The organism is Vibrio harveyi, from assembly GCF_030060435.1.
In the GTDB taxonomy this organism is placed as follows: Bacteria; Pseudomonadota; Gammaproteobacteria; order Enterobacterales; family Vibrionaceae; genus Vibrio; species Vibrio harveyi.
In genome coordinates this window covers 416,567-430,837 of record NZ_CP125875.1, presented here as the reverse complement: position 1 = coordinate 430,837, position 14,271 = coordinate 416,567, and the positions used below count along the sequence as shown (strand labels likewise).

Annotated in this window: 16 protein-coding genes; 8 read left to right on the top strand and 8 right to left on the bottom strand. The window is 44.9% G+C overall.

The annotated features are described in order from the left end of the window. Positions 1-232 precede the first annotated feature (232 nt). Entirely contained in the window at positions 233-541 is a 309-nt protein-coding gene (bolA, locus tag QMY49_RS01980; protein ID WP_005436644.1) for a transcriptional regulator BolA, read from the bottom strand. 205 nt (positions 542-746) lie between these two features. Here bolA and QMY49_RS01975 point away from each other — a divergent pair, with 205 nt between their 5' ends. The 4 genes from QMY49_RS01975 to QMY49_RS01960 all read left to right on the top strand — a co-directional run bounded on the left by QMY49_RS01975 (position 747) and on the right by QMY49_RS01960 (position 4,482). Further along, positions 747-1,904, top strand: coding sequence for a methyltransferase (locus QMY49_RS01975; RefSeq protein ID WP_045488889.1), 1,158 nt, complete (start codon positions 747-749; stop codon positions 1,902-1,904). Between the two features lie 39 nt (positions 1,905-1,943). Beyond that, positions 1,944-2,513 carry a YajG family lipoprotein gene (locus tag QMY49_RS01970; RefSeq protein WP_047512771.1) on the top strand — a complete coding sequence of 190 codons (570 nt, stop codon included), beginning with the start codon at positions 1,944-1,946 and terminating at the stop codon, positions 2,511-2,513. Continuing rightward, on the top strand, positions 2,513-3,058 hold the full coding sequence (locus tag QMY49_RS01965) for a peptidylprolyl isomerase (RefSeq protein WP_005450945.1): 546 nt from the start codon (positions 2,513-2,515) through the stop codon (positions 3,056-3,058). The genes QMY49_RS01970 and QMY49_RS01965 overlap by 1 nt, the downstream gene beginning before the upstream one ends. 71 nt (positions 3,059-3,129) lie before the next feature. Beyond that, positions 3,130-4,482: an AmpG family muropeptide MFS transporter gene (locus tag QMY49_RS01960; protein WP_009698664.1), complete on the top strand. Its 1,353-nt coding sequence runs from the start codon at positions 3,130-3,132 to the stop codon at positions 4,480-4,482. 58 nt (positions 4,483-4,540) lie between these two features. Here QMY49_RS01960 and QMY49_RS01955 read toward each other — a convergent pair whose 3' ends face one another. Genes QMY49_RS01955 through QMY49_RS01940 form a run of 4 tightly spaced genes read right to left on the bottom strand, consistent with a single transcriptional unit; the run spans position 4,541 to position 7,759 of the window. Further along, positions 4,541-5,203, bottom strand: coding sequence for a ChrR family anti-sigma-E factor (locus tag QMY49_RS01955; RefSeq protein ID WP_029790422.1), 663 nt, complete (start codon positions 5,201-5,203; stop codon positions 4,541-4,543). Further along, the gene (locus QMY49_RS01950) at positions 5,200-5,784 is read right to left on the bottom strand and encodes an RNA polymerase sigma factor (protein ID WP_005450938.1); all 585 of its coding nucleotides are present in this window, start codon (positions 5,782-5,784) and stop codon (positions 5,200-5,202) included. The genes QMY49_RS01955 and QMY49_RS01950 overlap by 4 nt, the downstream gene beginning before the upstream one ends. 44 nt (positions 5,785-5,828) lie before the next feature. Next, positions 5,829-7,166, bottom strand: a complete 1,338-nt coding sequence (locus QMY49_RS01945) for a DUF4397 domain-containing protein (RefSeq protein WP_029790421.1) — start codon at positions 7,164-7,166, stop codon at positions 5,829-5,831. After that, positions 7,163-7,759, bottom strand: a complete 597-nt coding sequence (locus QMY49_RS01940; RefSeq protein WP_005450933.1) for an LON peptidase substrate-binding domain-containing protein — start codon at positions 7,757-7,759, stop codon at positions 7,163-7,165. The genes QMY49_RS01945 and QMY49_RS01940 overlap by 4 nt, the downstream gene beginning before the upstream one ends. 323 nt (positions 7,760-8,082) lie before the next feature. On the opposite strand from QMY49_RS01940, the gene QMY49_RS01935 reads away from it, so the two are divergent. The 4 genes from QMY49_RS01935 to csdA all read left to right on the top strand — a co-directional run bounded on the left by QMY49_RS01935 (position 8,083) and on the right by csdA (position 11,688). Then, entirely contained in the window at positions 8,083-8,883 is an 801-nt protein-coding gene (locus QMY49_RS01935; RefSeq protein WP_015297182.1) for a nucleoside-specific channel-forming Tsx family protein, read from the top strand. 107 nt (positions 8,884-8,990) lie between these two features. Continuing rightward, on the top strand, positions 8,991-9,881 hold the full coding sequence (gene panE, locus QMY49_RS01930) for a 2-dehydropantoate 2-reductase (protein ID WP_283312601.1): 891 nt from the start codon (positions 8,991-8,993) through the stop codon (positions 9,879-9,881). After that, positions 9,878-10,477 carry a DJ-1 family glyoxalase III gene (locus QMY49_RS01925; RefSeq protein WP_005450930.1) on the top strand — a complete coding sequence of 200 codons (600 nt, stop codon included), beginning with the start codon at positions 9,878-9,880 and terminating at the stop codon, positions 10,475-10,477. The genes panE and QMY49_RS01925 overlap by 4 nt, the downstream gene beginning before the upstream one ends. Next, a complete protein-coding gene (gene csdA / locus QMY49_RS01920; protein WP_050932571.1) occupies positions 10,477-11,688 on the top strand; it encodes a cysteine desulfurase CsdA in 1,212 nt (403 codons plus the stop codon). Before QMY49_RS01925 ends, csdA begins: the two co-directional genes overlap by 1 nt. A 101-nt stretch (positions 11,689-11,789) precedes the next feature. Here csdA and csdE read toward each other — a convergent pair whose 3' ends face one another. The 3 genes from csdE to mltA form a co-directional block, all read right to left on the bottom strand. Continuing rightward, the gene (gene csdE, locus QMY49_RS01915) at positions 11,790-12,218 is read right to left on the bottom strand and encodes a cysteine desulfurase sulfur acceptor subunit CsdE (RefSeq protein WP_239970012.1); all 429 of its coding nucleotides are present in this window, start codon (positions 12,216-12,218) and stop codon (positions 11,790-11,792) included. 20 nt (positions 12,219-12,238) lie between these two features. Continuing rightward, positions 12,239-13,048 carry a tRNA cyclic N6-threonylcarbamoyladenosine(37) synthase TcdA gene (gene tcdA, locus QMY49_RS01910; protein ID WP_005427322.1) on the bottom strand — a complete coding sequence of 270 codons (810 nt, stop codon included), beginning with the start codon at positions 13,046-13,048 and terminating at the stop codon, positions 12,239-12,241. Between the two features lie 102 nt (positions 13,049-13,150). After that, the gene (gene mltA, locus QMY49_RS01905; protein ID WP_005450926.1) at positions 13,151-14,257 is read right to left on the bottom strand and encodes a murein transglycosylase A; all 1,107 of its coding nucleotides are present in this window, start codon (positions 14,255-14,257) and stop codon (positions 13,151-13,153) included. Between the last annotated feature and the right edge of the window lie 14 nt (positions 14,258-14,271).

Sequence of the window (14,271 nt, the reverse complement as noted above, 5' to 3'; positions counted from 1 at the left end):
AGGTTAAAGAATAGTCATAAGTTTGACCGAACGCACAAATGCCAATTCCCATATATTTGATATGGAATAAAAACATTCATGCTTTGAAACATGCATTAATTTTCATTCATTTGTTGAAACACTGTTAACACTTTTTATAACCTTTATTTGTGCCACATTTTTGTCCCGAAAAGATGTAAAACAAAAAAAGATGGCCGAAACCATCTTTTTAAATCAGAGTTTTAATCGCGCTCTAGCGACCGCCACCCATACACATAGGACTATCTGGTGCCCCATCTTGTTCAAGCTTCCACTCTTCGTTGGTGTAAGTGTGGATCGCTAATGCATGAATGTGATTATCGAGCTCATCAGCCAATACAGTATGTACCTGACGGTGACGTCCAATAAGGCGCTGACCCGCAAATGCATCACTCACCACAATCACTTTGAAGTGACTTTCAGAACCCGGCGGAACGTTATGCATATAGCTCTCATTGATCACTTTCAAATAATTAGGTTGCAGCTCACTGTGCAGTTTCTTTTCTATGATTTCTTGGATCATATTCAGTCCTCATTGATGCCAATCCGGTAAGTATATACTCTAGTTTACTAAATGAAATCAACGAAACGCCCCGCTGCGAGTTCTTCAACGCCAGGTAGTTCGCTAAAAGCCTGTGAAAATCAGTAAATTTGACAGCTTTTTGTATCTTGAATCTTCATCATTTGCGACAATAATCACTAATTTCCGAATCTACTTACGTTTAGTTATGAAAACCGAATTGAATCTTCATGATCGTAGCCTGACCCTACATCGTTTCCCAATACGCTCTAACGAGACTCTTCAAGCATGGGACGCAGGTGATGAATACCTCATCAATCACGTGGAAGAACTTGCACTGCCTGACAATCAAAATATCGTGGTTATTAACGATAACTTTGGTGCGTTGGCTTGCTGGTTTTCAGACAAACACAATGTCACTTTAATCAGTGATTCTTTTATCTCCCACAAGGGAGCACAACAAAACCTAGAGCAAAATGGTGGCAACAAGGTCGCATTTCTCACCACCATGGATGAGATTCCTGCGAATGCAGACTTGGTTTTGTTACAGCTACCTAAAAGCAACCGACATCTTGTTTGGCTGTTGAGTCAATTGCGTAAAACGTTGCCCGCGACCTGCCCTATTATTGCGGTCAATAAAGCGAAAGAGATCCATACTTCGACACTGAAATTATTCGAAAAATACTTAGGCGAGACAAAAACCTCTCTAGCATGGAAAAAACACCGTCTAGTCTTCTCACACGCAAATGCGCAACCTGTTATGGAAGTAGACCCAATGACAGTATGGGGAGTTGACGGTGAAAACATCGAACTCAAAAACCTGCCAAATGTTTACTCTGGTGAAAGCCTGGATTTGGGGGCACGCTTTATGCTTCAACACCTCCCTCAAGATTCGGAGCTAAAACACGTCATCGATCTTGGTTGTGGTAATGGTGTTCTATCCGTAAAGATGGGGCAATTGAATCCCCAAGCACGCCTGACTTGTGTCGATGAGAGCTTTATGGCTGTCGAGTCTGCGAAACAAAACTTATTGGCGAATTTAGGAGAAGAGCGTGATATTCAGTGCATTGCCAACAACTGTTTGGATGGATTTAAATCAAGCAGTACTTGTATGGTGATGTGTAACCCGCCTTTCCACCAGCAGCAAGCGATTACTGATCACATTGCATGGCAAATGTTCTGCGATGCCAAACAAATACTGAACCAAGATGGCAAACTATTGGTCATAGGAAACCGTCACCTTGGTTACGATGCGAAGCTAAAACGTCTATTTGGCGACAAAAATGTGAAATTAGTCGCTTCTAACAATAAGTTCGTGATTTTACAGGCAACGAAAAATCCTGCTAAATTAGGCGCAAAGCAATAAAGTCCTGACTTTAGCAAAATGTTTAAAAGGAATAATAAGATGAAAAAACTGGTACTCGCGGCTTCGGTTGCTTTGCTTGCTGCATGTTCAGCGCCACAACAACCTCAACTGAATCTGATGCCTGAAACGACATTAAGCACAAACCCTATCGTACAAGGTAAGAGCTATAGCCTAACCAGTAAAGATGTACGCGCAGCACAATACGTTGCACTTGTTGACAACGGTCGTTCAAACATTTTGCCTCTTCATGCAAAGCAAAACCTACGCATTTCTCTTGAAGAAGCGCTAGAGAAGCAGTTCTCTTCTCAGGGCTTCCACTCTGATCTAAACAGCGACAATTCGATTGAGCTGCAAGTTCAAGAAGCGTTGGTGAACGTGAAGCATTCAGTGATGGAAAATCAAATGGATGCAAAAGTGGTACTAGAGATCACGGCGGAAACTCCGCAAGGCAAGCTTGTTAAGACCTATACTGGTACAGCTAAACGTTCGGGAACATTAAGCGCTTCAGATGCAGATATTGAGCAAACATTAAATGATGTTGTTGCTTTAACATTGAAAGAAATCGCGAATGACCCTGAGCTTCGTCAATACATGCAGGAGCGATTCTAATGCTACGCAAAGTTATTCTTTCTCTCGCGCTATTGAGCTGCAGTGTTTTCGCCGGTCCGAAAGTTGCGTTTGAAACAACACTGGGTAACTTCACCGTTGAGTTAAATGAGGAAAAAGCGCCAATTACTGTCGCTAATTTCCTTAAATATGTCGAAGACGGTAGCTACGAGGGCACCATTTTCCATCGAGTGATCCCTGGCTTTATGGCACAAGGCGGCGGCTTCAACCAAGATATGCAAATGGTGAAGACATACGCTCCAATTAAAAACGAAGGTAACAATGGTTTAAACAATGACCGTGCTACTATCGCGATGGCTCGTACCAACGCTCCAGACTCTGCTACTCGCCAGTTTTTCATTAACCTAGTAGATAACGACTTCTTGAACTATGGCGCTCGCCCACCGGGTTACGCTGTGTTTGGCGAAGTCACTGAAGGCTTTGACGTCATTCAAAAGATGGCACAACAGCCAACCAAATCTGTCGGTCGCATGCGCGATGTCCCTGATACGCAAATCGTCATCACCAAAGCAACACTGCTCAAATAGCCAAACTCATAAGCCCTTTGAATATTCGAAGGGCTTTCTCTTTTAGTGGCTCAATTTTAACGGATTGATTTATGTCTTCATTGCCTTCCATCACTTGGTTGGAAACGGTAAAAAGTTACCTTGATAAACGCCTGCTTTGGGTTTTCATGTTGGGTTGCTCCAGTGGCTTCCCATGGGTACTTATTGGTTCAAATATGTCGGGTTGGCTGAAAGATGCAGGTCTCACTCTGTCTGCTATTGGCTACTTCGGCAGTGTATTTGCGGTGTACGCAATCAACTTTATGTGGGCTCCTTTGGTCGATCGCGTCAAGCTGCCTGTATTACATCGCTTGCTAGGGCAGCGTCGTAGCTGGATCTTTCTATGCCAAAGTGTCGTGCTGGTCGCGACTCTATTTATTGCAGGTGTAAACCCAGCGGAAAACCTAGTTTTCACCTCACTGCTCGCACTGTGTATTGCCACCGCGTCAGCAACACAAGACATTGCGATTGATGCATTCCGTATTGATAGCTTTCCAAAATCAGAAGATTCGAAATTACCGCAAGCCTCCGCAATGGCAGTAATTGGTTGGTGGACTGGCTACTCTTTACCTGGTTACTTGGCATTCATCAATGCAGACAGTGTCGGTTGGAATGGCGTGTATTACGGCATGGCTTTTATTGTCATCATTTTGATGCTCTTCACTTTGCTGGTAGGTGAACCGAAAACACAACGTGAACAGCTTCAATCGGAAGCAGAGCAGCGCCATAAAGAAGTAGTTGGCTCTAAATTAGTCGCTTGGTTTACCGTTACCGTTGTAGAACCTTTCTTAGATTTCTTCAATCGAAATGGTGTTCGTGTTGCCATCACGCTTTTATTGTTTGTTTTCCTATTCAAGATTGGGGAAGCATTCTTAGGTCGTATGTCCATCGCTTTCTATAAAGAGATAGGTTTTAGCAACGAGCAAATCGGTTACTACTCTAAACTCATTGGCTGGGGCGCGACCATGCTGTTCACCTTTGTCGGCAGTATGTTCAACGTTAAGTTTGGTATTGTACGTGGCTTGATGATTGGTGGTATTGCAATGGCAGCAAGCAACCTGATGTTTGCTTGGATCGCGAAAGTCGGACCAAATGAACACTTGTTCTTGGCGACGATCATTGTTGATAACTTCACGACGGCATTCTCGACAGTGGCGTTTGTATCATTCTTGACGATATTGACCGGTCAAGCTTTCTCGGCGACTCAATACGCATTGTTGGCGTCGCTAGGTAACTTTGGGCGAACAACATTGGCGTCATTCAGTGGCGAACTGGTCGATTATCTGAATGATTGGACCACATTCTTCGTTATTACTGCCGTAATGGTTGTGCCAAGCTTGATCATGCTCTATTCATTGCGACACTACTTTACTGAGTTGCTGGAAAAGGCAAGACAAAGAAATTAAAGAAAAGATGATGAAGAAAGCCACCGAGATAAGGTGGCTTTTTGTTCGAGTTCCTAGCTTATGGATACATGCCTTTACCAAACAGATTGAAGATTCTCGCGACACCCTGTGTGAATATCATTGGCTCGGTCAGTACTGTCAAACATAAGCAGTCTTCACCGGGCTTAGTAAAAGGGCTATGTTTTACTGACGCATCTCTTACCAGCATATCTCCCACTTCGTAGTGACCATCTTCATCACTGAATCCACCATGGAGTACAAGTGTCGATTCTTGTCCTTTGTGCGTGTGCTGTGGAATACGAACATCTTCGCTTATATACATAAGGTTAACGCGCGCATCTTCCCCTAAATCCAATTGAGCGCTATACACTTTTCCACCGTAACTCTTCCACTCCCCCACTAAATCTGAAAAGCGACTGAGCGTTTTCGGAAGCTTGAAATCTTTACCCGCAACCGCCACCTTCGCTACATCTTTAATAATAATGCTATCTGGTTTGGGCTCTGCCGTAATAATGTCGTTAAACATACTGTCAAACTCTGCATCGTATTCTGGTGAAATGTCATCAACGACAGCATTCGCCTGTGCAGCTTCTAACTGATTTACATACGCTCGGCATTTGGAACAGTTTTCTAGATGTGTGGCAACCACCAGACCAGAAACTGCATCAATACTTCCGGAAGCGTAAGCTTCTAACAAGTTGTTATCTGGATGTTTGTTCATAATTGCTCCGTATGCATTGAATGCCTCAACTTCTCTACCGCGAGTCTCAATCGTGATTTCACGGTCCCCAAAGGTATGTCGAACAACTCAGCGACTTGTTGGTGTGGCAACTCTTCGAGGTATACTGCCTGCAAAACGTCTCTTTGATTCTTCGGCAGGATGTCTAAAAACTTCACCACCTGATCTTTGAGCATGTCTTGCTCTGGCGAATAATGGTCCACCAAATCAGGCGGATAATAATCTGATGGCCAAATGTCGTCAGAATGGATGTGTAGGTCCTTACCCTTTTGCTTTCTTAGTAAATCAAAACAAAGGTTACGGATAATGGTGTAAATCCATGTCGACAAAGCACTCTTGGTACCATCGTATAAATGAGCCTTTTGCCATACCGTTGCCATGGTTTCTTGCACCATCTCCATCGCAACTTGCTCGTTACCGACATGTTTGTAGGCGAACTGCTTAAGCTTTGGTGCATAGAAACGAAATACGAAAGCAAAAGCGTCTTTATCACGCGCTTTCACTTTATTCATGTATTCATTCCATTCGCTTCGCCCCAATTTTTGTGGGCTTTCACTCATCATAATCAGCCTTAATTGTTGGGAGGAGTTGCCCCTCCCATCCTATGTTACTTGGTAATGTCACCAACAAGCAGACCAAAACCACCATTGTCATCAATTGCAATCGCCTGATATACCATGCCATTTTCTAGTGTAGGCAAAGGCGCAGGACCAATGACCGGAGTTTTATCACCTGGCGCTGTTACGGTTACAAAGTAATCGCCAGCAGTGACGTAAACATTTTGAGCACTATGTTTATACGCAAAGTTAGCTAATGCTGGATCACTTTGAGAAATATCTTGCGACGGTGTTAGATAAACATCCACACTTGCGGCTGCTGGATTTGCTGCTGCGTGAGTGACATTCAGTACCGCGCTTGTCGCAATCGATCTTCTGTTGTCCGATACCACAAGAGGCTCTACCGCAAGTGGTACCGCTGTACCCACAGCGTAAACACTGTAAGACATGCCACTATCCAAAGTTACATCAGCATCGATAATAGGGTCAGCTAGCCCCGCATCAACTGTTGCATTGTAGGTACCTGCATCAACCGAAAGGTAATTAGAGATATCTTTAAACATCACGTCGTTAAGTACGACATTGCCATCCAGCGCGACGTCCACATTTGGTGCACCATCGACAAGATGCCCTACTCTCAACTCAGATTTACTGCCTGTATTTAAAATAATAGACGACCCCATACCATCTAGCACTAGTAGCTTGACTGGTGAGCCCGAGATCGTACCGCCGGTTTTAATGGCAGCAATAGTCAAATCTGCGTTTGCAGGGAGCGGTATGGTACCGGAGTCAAAAGCAACGTTACCACCTGCAACAAGACGAACTTGGTAATCACCTGCAGCAATATTGAGGACGTCTGTCGAGTCTTTATACCCAAGAGTGGTAATAGGCGAAGAAGAAGCAAGGTCTGCGCCCGGGGCTGTTACATACAGGTCAACATCACCTACACCAGCCGCCGCATGCACAACTTGTACATCCAAACTGTTTTCATCAGCCATCGACATTGCGCTTCTTGTCACGATCAATGGCTCCACTGGATTAGCCGACCCCATTGCAGCATCACCAACAACAAATGCGGTGTATTTAAGGTCTGAGTCTAAATCCAACGACGTCTTATCAACCACGGTTGCAACTTCACCACCTGGCAGTTGTACGTCAACTTGAACCGAGTTTGTACCCTCGCGCAGTTTTACGTAGCCTGAACCCACACCGTAATCTACCCCAGTTAACGCTGCTTGGTCGTTAATCCAAACATTTGCTAAAGGGGCATCTGCCGACGCGTGTACCGCTTGTAAATTCGAATATTCAATCGAGTCGCTGTCTGAACCACACGCAGCAATCCCTAGCACAGCAACCAAAGTTACTGCGGTTTTAGTTAGTCCTTTCATATCCTAGTCTCTCTTTTCGGTGGGGCGTCTATGGCTTGATTGAGAAATTCCAATGCTGGCAGACAATCTTTTGCACCAACCAGCTTCTCAAACAACGCACTGTCGAGCGGCAGTAATTCAAGCCAACGTTGGGTGACCCACGAAGCATCATCATAAAAACGATGCTGGTAGAGCCTGCCCACCTGAGGAAACTGTTCATATATATGATCGAGCTGCTTGCTCAAATAAAGAAAATTGGGAGTGGGCGTTGGTTCGCACCAATTTTCAATCCACTCAACCTCAGCATGACGAAGACCATCTGAATCTGCTCGTACGCGCGTGACAGTAAAACGCTTTTCACCAACAACGGTGATACCAAGAAGCCCATCACTCAGTGTTTCGAAATCAACAATGGTGACCAAAGTACCAATAGACGACACATTCCCTACTGCTTTTGGATCCTCTCCACTACCAACAAGGCAAACGCCGAACCCGACATTTTGAACGCTGCATTCTTTCACCATGCGTTGATACCGTGGCTCAAAAATGCGCAAATTCATTTTTCCTTCTGGCAGTACAACCGAGGTTAAAGGGAATAACATGACTTCTTTCATTAAATCGTCCTCTTTGATTCCCAAACTCATACGAACGGTGTATTGGAGAGATCACTAACGATTTATGTTGGTTAATCGACTGGCTTAAAAAGTCATAAAAACGTTTACGCAAACGACATGCGTCACATATTTATTGCAAAACGATGCAACAAACAAAAAGTTCCGTGAAATAAACTTATTTCGTGACGAGCTTCACTAAAAACCTTCATTTTTGCATCCTTTATCACTTTCATTTGGGATTTTTATCGCTATTATTCCCGCCAATTGGAAAGCGCAGCAAAGATTGCGTGTTCTGAATCATTACAAACATAGAGAGTCCCCTTATGCGTAAATCACTTTTAGCTCTTAGCCTTCTAGCGGCTACTTCAGCTCCTGTAATGGCTGCTGACTACTCAGACGGCGACATCCACAAGAACGATTACAAGTGGATGCAATTCAACCTAATGGGTGCATTTGACGAACTTCCAGGTGAGTCTTCACACGACTACCTAGAAATGGAATTTGGCGGTCGCTCTGGTATCTTCGACCTATACGGTTACGTTGACGTATTCAACCTAGCGTCAGACAAAGGCAGCGACAAAGTTGGCGATCCTAAGATCTTCATGAAGTTTGCTCCACGTATGTCTATCGACGGTCTAACTGGTAAAGACTTGTCTTTCGGTCCAGTTCAAGAACTTTACGTTGCAACACTATTTGAGTGGGATGGTACTGATTACAAAACTAACCCATTCTCAGTAAACAACCAAAAAGTTGGTATCGGTTCTGACGTAATGGTTCCATGGTTTGGTAAAGTAGGTGTTAACCTATACGGTACTTACCAAGGTAACCAAAAAGATTGGAACGGTTTCCAAATCTCGACTAACTGGTTCAAACCATTCTACTTCTTCGAGAACGGTTCTTTCATTTCTTACCAAGGTTACATCGATTACCAATTTGGTATGAAAGAGAAATACTCAAGTGCTAGCAACGGTGGCGCAATGTTCAACGGTATCTACTGGCACTCTGACCGCTTCGCAGTGGGTTACGGTCTAAAAGGCTACAAAGACGTTTACGGTATCAAAGACTCTGACGCACTTAAGTCAACTGGCTTTGGTCACTACGTAGCTGTAACTTACAAGTTCTAATAGAACCCATAAGTTCCCCAAAAATGGCGCCTTCTGGCGCCATTTTTATTTGCTTTCCTTTTTTCCCTCATTATCCTTGCAGCAAACCTTTTTAATGAGAGCGTTTGGTGAATATTCTTATCCTTGGACCTGGAGCCGTTGGCTCACTCTGGGCGACCAAATTCCAACTTGCCGGACACAACGTCTCCTTGTGGGGAAGAACCTCAGATAGTAAGCAACTGCTTCAACTTGATGACTCTCCTGCAATTAATTTTGCTAATCAACACCTTCCTTCTGTACAAGCCGCAGACCTGATTGTTGTGACAGTAAAAGCATGGCAAGTAGACGAAGCGATAACCCCTCTTTTGCCGTATATCAACACTGATACCATTGTAATGCTGATGCACAATGGCATGGGAACAGCACCACTTTTGGAAACAAAGCTCACTGATAACCCTATCGTGATTGCAACCACCACACACGGTGCCTATAAACCAAGCAAAGCACAGGTTCTTCATACTGGTCATGGTCACACCCAATTAGGTGGTTTTAATACCAAAGGCAATCAATGCGAATTTCTCGCGCAAGTGATGAACCACGCTTTACCAGAAGTCAGTTGGAACCCAAACATCAATACTGCGCTGTGGACCAAGCTTGCGATCAATTGTGCAATCAACCCCCTGACGGCCATCCATCAATGCAAAAATGGTGATCTTGCTGCTCCTGAGTTTGCAGTGACATTAAAAAGCATCACTTATGAGTTGGTAGCAGTCATGAACAAAGAAGAGATAAAGATCGATTTTGACTCTTTACATGCCACAATTATGCAGGTGGTTAACGCTACAGCTGCAAACTACTCTTCTATGAGACAAGATGTCTTTCACCAACGTCGTACCGAGATAGACTTTATTACTGGTTATTTGCTGCAAGCTGCCGAAAAACACCAAATTAGTACGCCAGAGAACGCAAAACTCTATCAACACATCAAACAGATTGAACAAAGCTGGACAGAACAATGAACAAAAAGATCTTAGTACCTATCGCTCCGGGCACAGAGGAAATGGAAGCGGTAACCGTTATCGATATGATGGTTCGTGCTGGTTATGACGTGACGGTAGCAAGCGCAGACTTCGATGGTGCCCTTACAATGAAAGCCTCTCGCGGTGTAACACTGACAGCGGATTGTAAATTGGTTGATATTGCTGACGATGAGTTTGATGCAATTGTTCTGTCTGGTGGTGTTGGCGGCGCAGAAACCTTCCGTGATAGCACCATCATGATTGAGATTCTGAAACAACATATGTACGAAGGAAAACTGGTTGCCGCGATTTGTGCAGCGCCAGCTTTGGTTTTGCAACATCACAACCTTTACCCTGAAGCCCTGATGACATGTCATCCAAGCTTCCAATCTCATATTCCTGAAGACAAATGGCGAGCTAAACGTGTCACCATGGATGTGAATCACAACCTACTGACAAGTCAGGGACCAGGAACTGCACTTGAGTTCGCGATGGAAATCATTATCAAACTTTCCGGTAAAGAACATGGATGGATGGTTGCTGAGCCGTTAGTCACTATCCCAACACTGCATTATCACGAACTCGGTGACGAATAATGTTTGACGTAAACGCTGTACGCGAACAATTCCCAGCCCTAAATCAAGACGTCAACCAATCGCCTTTGGTTTACCTTGATAGCGCAGCAACAACACAAAAGCCACAGTGCGTGATCGATGTGATTAGCCGTTACTACAGTGCACAAAATGCTAACGTGCACCGTGGCAGTCACAGCTTAACAGCCAACGCGACCAGTCAATTTGAAGCGGCTCGTGAAACCGTTGCGAAGTTCATAGGAGCAAGCAGTTCAAAAGAAATCATTTGGACTAGAGGCGCAACCGAAGCACTAAACCTAATCGCACAAACTTATGCTCGCAGCACACTCCAAGCCGGTGATGAAATCCTGATCAGTGAAATGGAACACCACGCGAACATCGTGCCTTGGCAAATTGTCGCGGAGCAAACGGGCGCGAAAATCGTTAAAGTTCCGATGACCTCCGATTGCCAGTTCGATATCAATGCGTTTGAAGCACTGTTGTCGGAGCGCTGTAAAATCGTGGCGTGTGCACAAATCACCAACGTCACTGGCTCTCGTCAACCTATCGAGAAAATCATCGCAACGGCACATGCAGCAGGTGCGGTTGTTGTTGTTGATGGTGCACAAGGTATCGTTCATGAACCGTTGAACTTGGCAGAGCTTGATGTTGATTTTTATGTTTTCTCCGGTCACAAACTGTATGCACCCGCTGGGATTGGCGTACTGTATGGCAAACTTGAACTTTTAGAAGCAATGCCACCATGGCATGGCGGCGGCAAAATGGTCGAAAGAGTCTCGTTTGAGAAAACCACCTTCTCTGCCTTGCCGGGTAAGTTTGAGGCAGGCACACCAAACGTCGCCGGCGCGATTGCTCTAGCGAAAGCCATCGATTGGTACCAAGGCTTCGACCAAGCCGCAGTCGAGGCACATCTGCATTCTCTGCAGAACAAAGCTTACCAAGCACTAAGCCAATTGGATGACATTCAAATCCTCGGTTACCAACCGAGCGCTTCAGTGCTTACCTTTGTGATGGATGGCGTTCACCACCAAGACATTGCCACGCTGCTTGATCAACAAGGTATCGCTGTTCGCGCCGGGCATCACTGTGCTCACCCTCTGATGGATGCACTTAACGTCAAAGGCACGGTGCGTGTTTCTTTTGGTATCTACAATACGTCAGAGGATGTTGAGAAGCTGATTGCAGCAGTCGAGAAAGCGGTCGATATGCTTTAACAATCAAGATACCAATCTAGATACATAGAAAAAGGGTTGAAACCACTTGGCTTCAATCCTTTTCTTTGTTTTGTTCTTTGCGCGATTTTAACTAACGCCAACTACTGAGCCTGTGTTTTGATCTGCTCAACAATCGCTTTCAAACCATTACCACGCGATGGGCTTAGGTGAGCAATTAAACCGAGTTTTTCAAAGTAAGCATCAATATCAAACACTTGAATTTGCTCTGCCGTTTTACCGTCGTAAGCCGCCATCACCAAGGCAATCAAACCACGTACAATACGCGCATCAGAATCAGCACAGAAGTGCCATACACCGTCTTGCTCTTTGCTCACCAGCCATACTAGGCTTTCACAGCCAGATACCGTAACTTGCTCTGATTTAAGCTCTTCAGGCATTTGAGGCAACTTTTTACCCCATTGAATTACCTGACGGTAACGGTCTTCCCAACCTTTAAATTGCTGCATGGTTGCAGCGATGTCTTCACTGGTAATGTCAGTGCCAAACGGCGAAACAGGAAAATCAGTCATGATGCGCTCTCTTCTCTGAATTACTTCTTATGCTTTTGGATCAGCTTTTCAACAATACGAGATACCGCAACAAAACCAAACGTTGCTGTTACAACCGTCGCTGCGCCAAAACCACTCGCACAGTCCATACGTTTTGGACCTTCTGCTGTCGATTTCACGCCGCATACTGAACCATCGGCTTGTGGGTACTTCAATTGCTCGGTAGAGAACACACAATCGATACCAAACTTACGTGCTGGATTTTTCGGGAAGTTATGATGACGACGCAATGTGTCTTTGATCTTCTTAGCCAGTGGATCTTGGATTGTTTTGGTCAGATCTGCCACCATGATTTGGGTTGGATCGATTTGACCACCAGCACCGCCGGTTGTGATCACTTTAATCTTGTTACTACGGCAGTAAGCCAATAGCGACGCTTTTGCTTTTACACTATCGATCGCATCCAACACGTAATCGAACTCTTTGCTCAAGTACTCGTGCTGGTTATCTGGCGTGATGAAATCGTCAATCAGATTGACCTTACACTCAGGGTTAATCAGCTTAACGCGCTCTGCCATTACTTCAATTTTGCTTTGACCAACCGTGCCAGTCATCGCATGAATTTGACGGTTAATGTTAGTCACACACACGTCATCCATATCGATAAGCGTCAACTCACCAATACCAGTACGTGCCAGCGCTTCTACCGCCCATGAACCAACACCGCCAATACCAATCACACACACGTGTGCAGCACGAAGAATTTCTACTTCGCTGTTGCCGTAGAGACGACGAGTGCCACCAAAACGTTGGTTGTAGCTGTCAGATGCCGGAGTATCGAGTTCACGCATATTGAAGTTCCAGATGATCGATAGAAAAACAAAGAGTGCGATTTATACGCACTCTTTGAGGAAATGTCTAGATGATGAGAGGTGATTCCTCTCACTAGGCGCTTATTGTAACTTCTCTGGTGGTAAAGCCCAAGGCGCTTGCGTTGGTGTGTTTTCCAAACCCAACTTCCATACTCGACCAAAGTGCTTGTAATGACCCGCTTCGGTACCTGCACGTGGCCCCATACCATGGTACAGGTCGAGATGGTTTTGTTTTACCGCTCCGCCAGTGTCCAGCACAATGAGAAGGCGGAGTTGGTGCGCACCACTCCATGTACCGTCTTTATTAAGTAACGGTACTTCTGCCAAAATTGGCGTACCCATAGGAAGAATCGAGCGATCGCCCGCCACCGATGCCATTGGTAATAGAGGGATACCTGCAGAACCCGTTACCGGCGCATCCGCTTGTGGCGCGAAGAAGACATAAGACGGATTTTGCTCAAGCAACTCACGAACCGTTGCTTCATCGTTTGCCATTACCCATTCTTTGATTGCTTTTAATGACATCTTTTCACGTGGTACTTCTCCACGTTCAATCAAAATTCGACCAATGCTCACATAGGCTTTGTTGTTCTTGCCTGCATAAGCAAAATATTCCAACGTGTCATCATCTTCAAAGTGAACAAAACCGCTGCCCTGCACTTCCATCATAAATGGGTCGATCATATTTGGCGCGTAACCCAACTCAAGCCCTTGCCCTTCTAGTGCACCGTTGTAGATTTCGGCACGAGTCGGACAATCTGAGCTACACGTCGGCTTGCCATACACTGGGTATTTAAACTTTTCATTTGGCTCATGGCGTAATTCCATCACCGGAGAGAAATATCCAGTAAACAACACGTTACCCTTTTTATCCCCACCACCAAGCTGCGCAGCCTGAATGCCATATGCACTCAAAGCTGTCGTATCGCCACTTTGCAATGCCCACTCGCTCAATTTTTCATACAACGGTTGGTACATTTTTGCCATTGAAGGAGAGTTAATCACCACCTGCTCTGCTTGCTTATTGAATTCAGTAAAGTCTTGCGGTTTGTTTGATTCCACCACATCCGTTTTATTTAGGATGTTTGGAAACTCGCCATCTAAATATTGTTGAGCGCGATCGTTTTGATCGGCGGCACAACCAAATAGCAAAGCTAAAGAGACGATAGGAAGGAGTTTTTTAAGCACGTGTTTTTTCCATA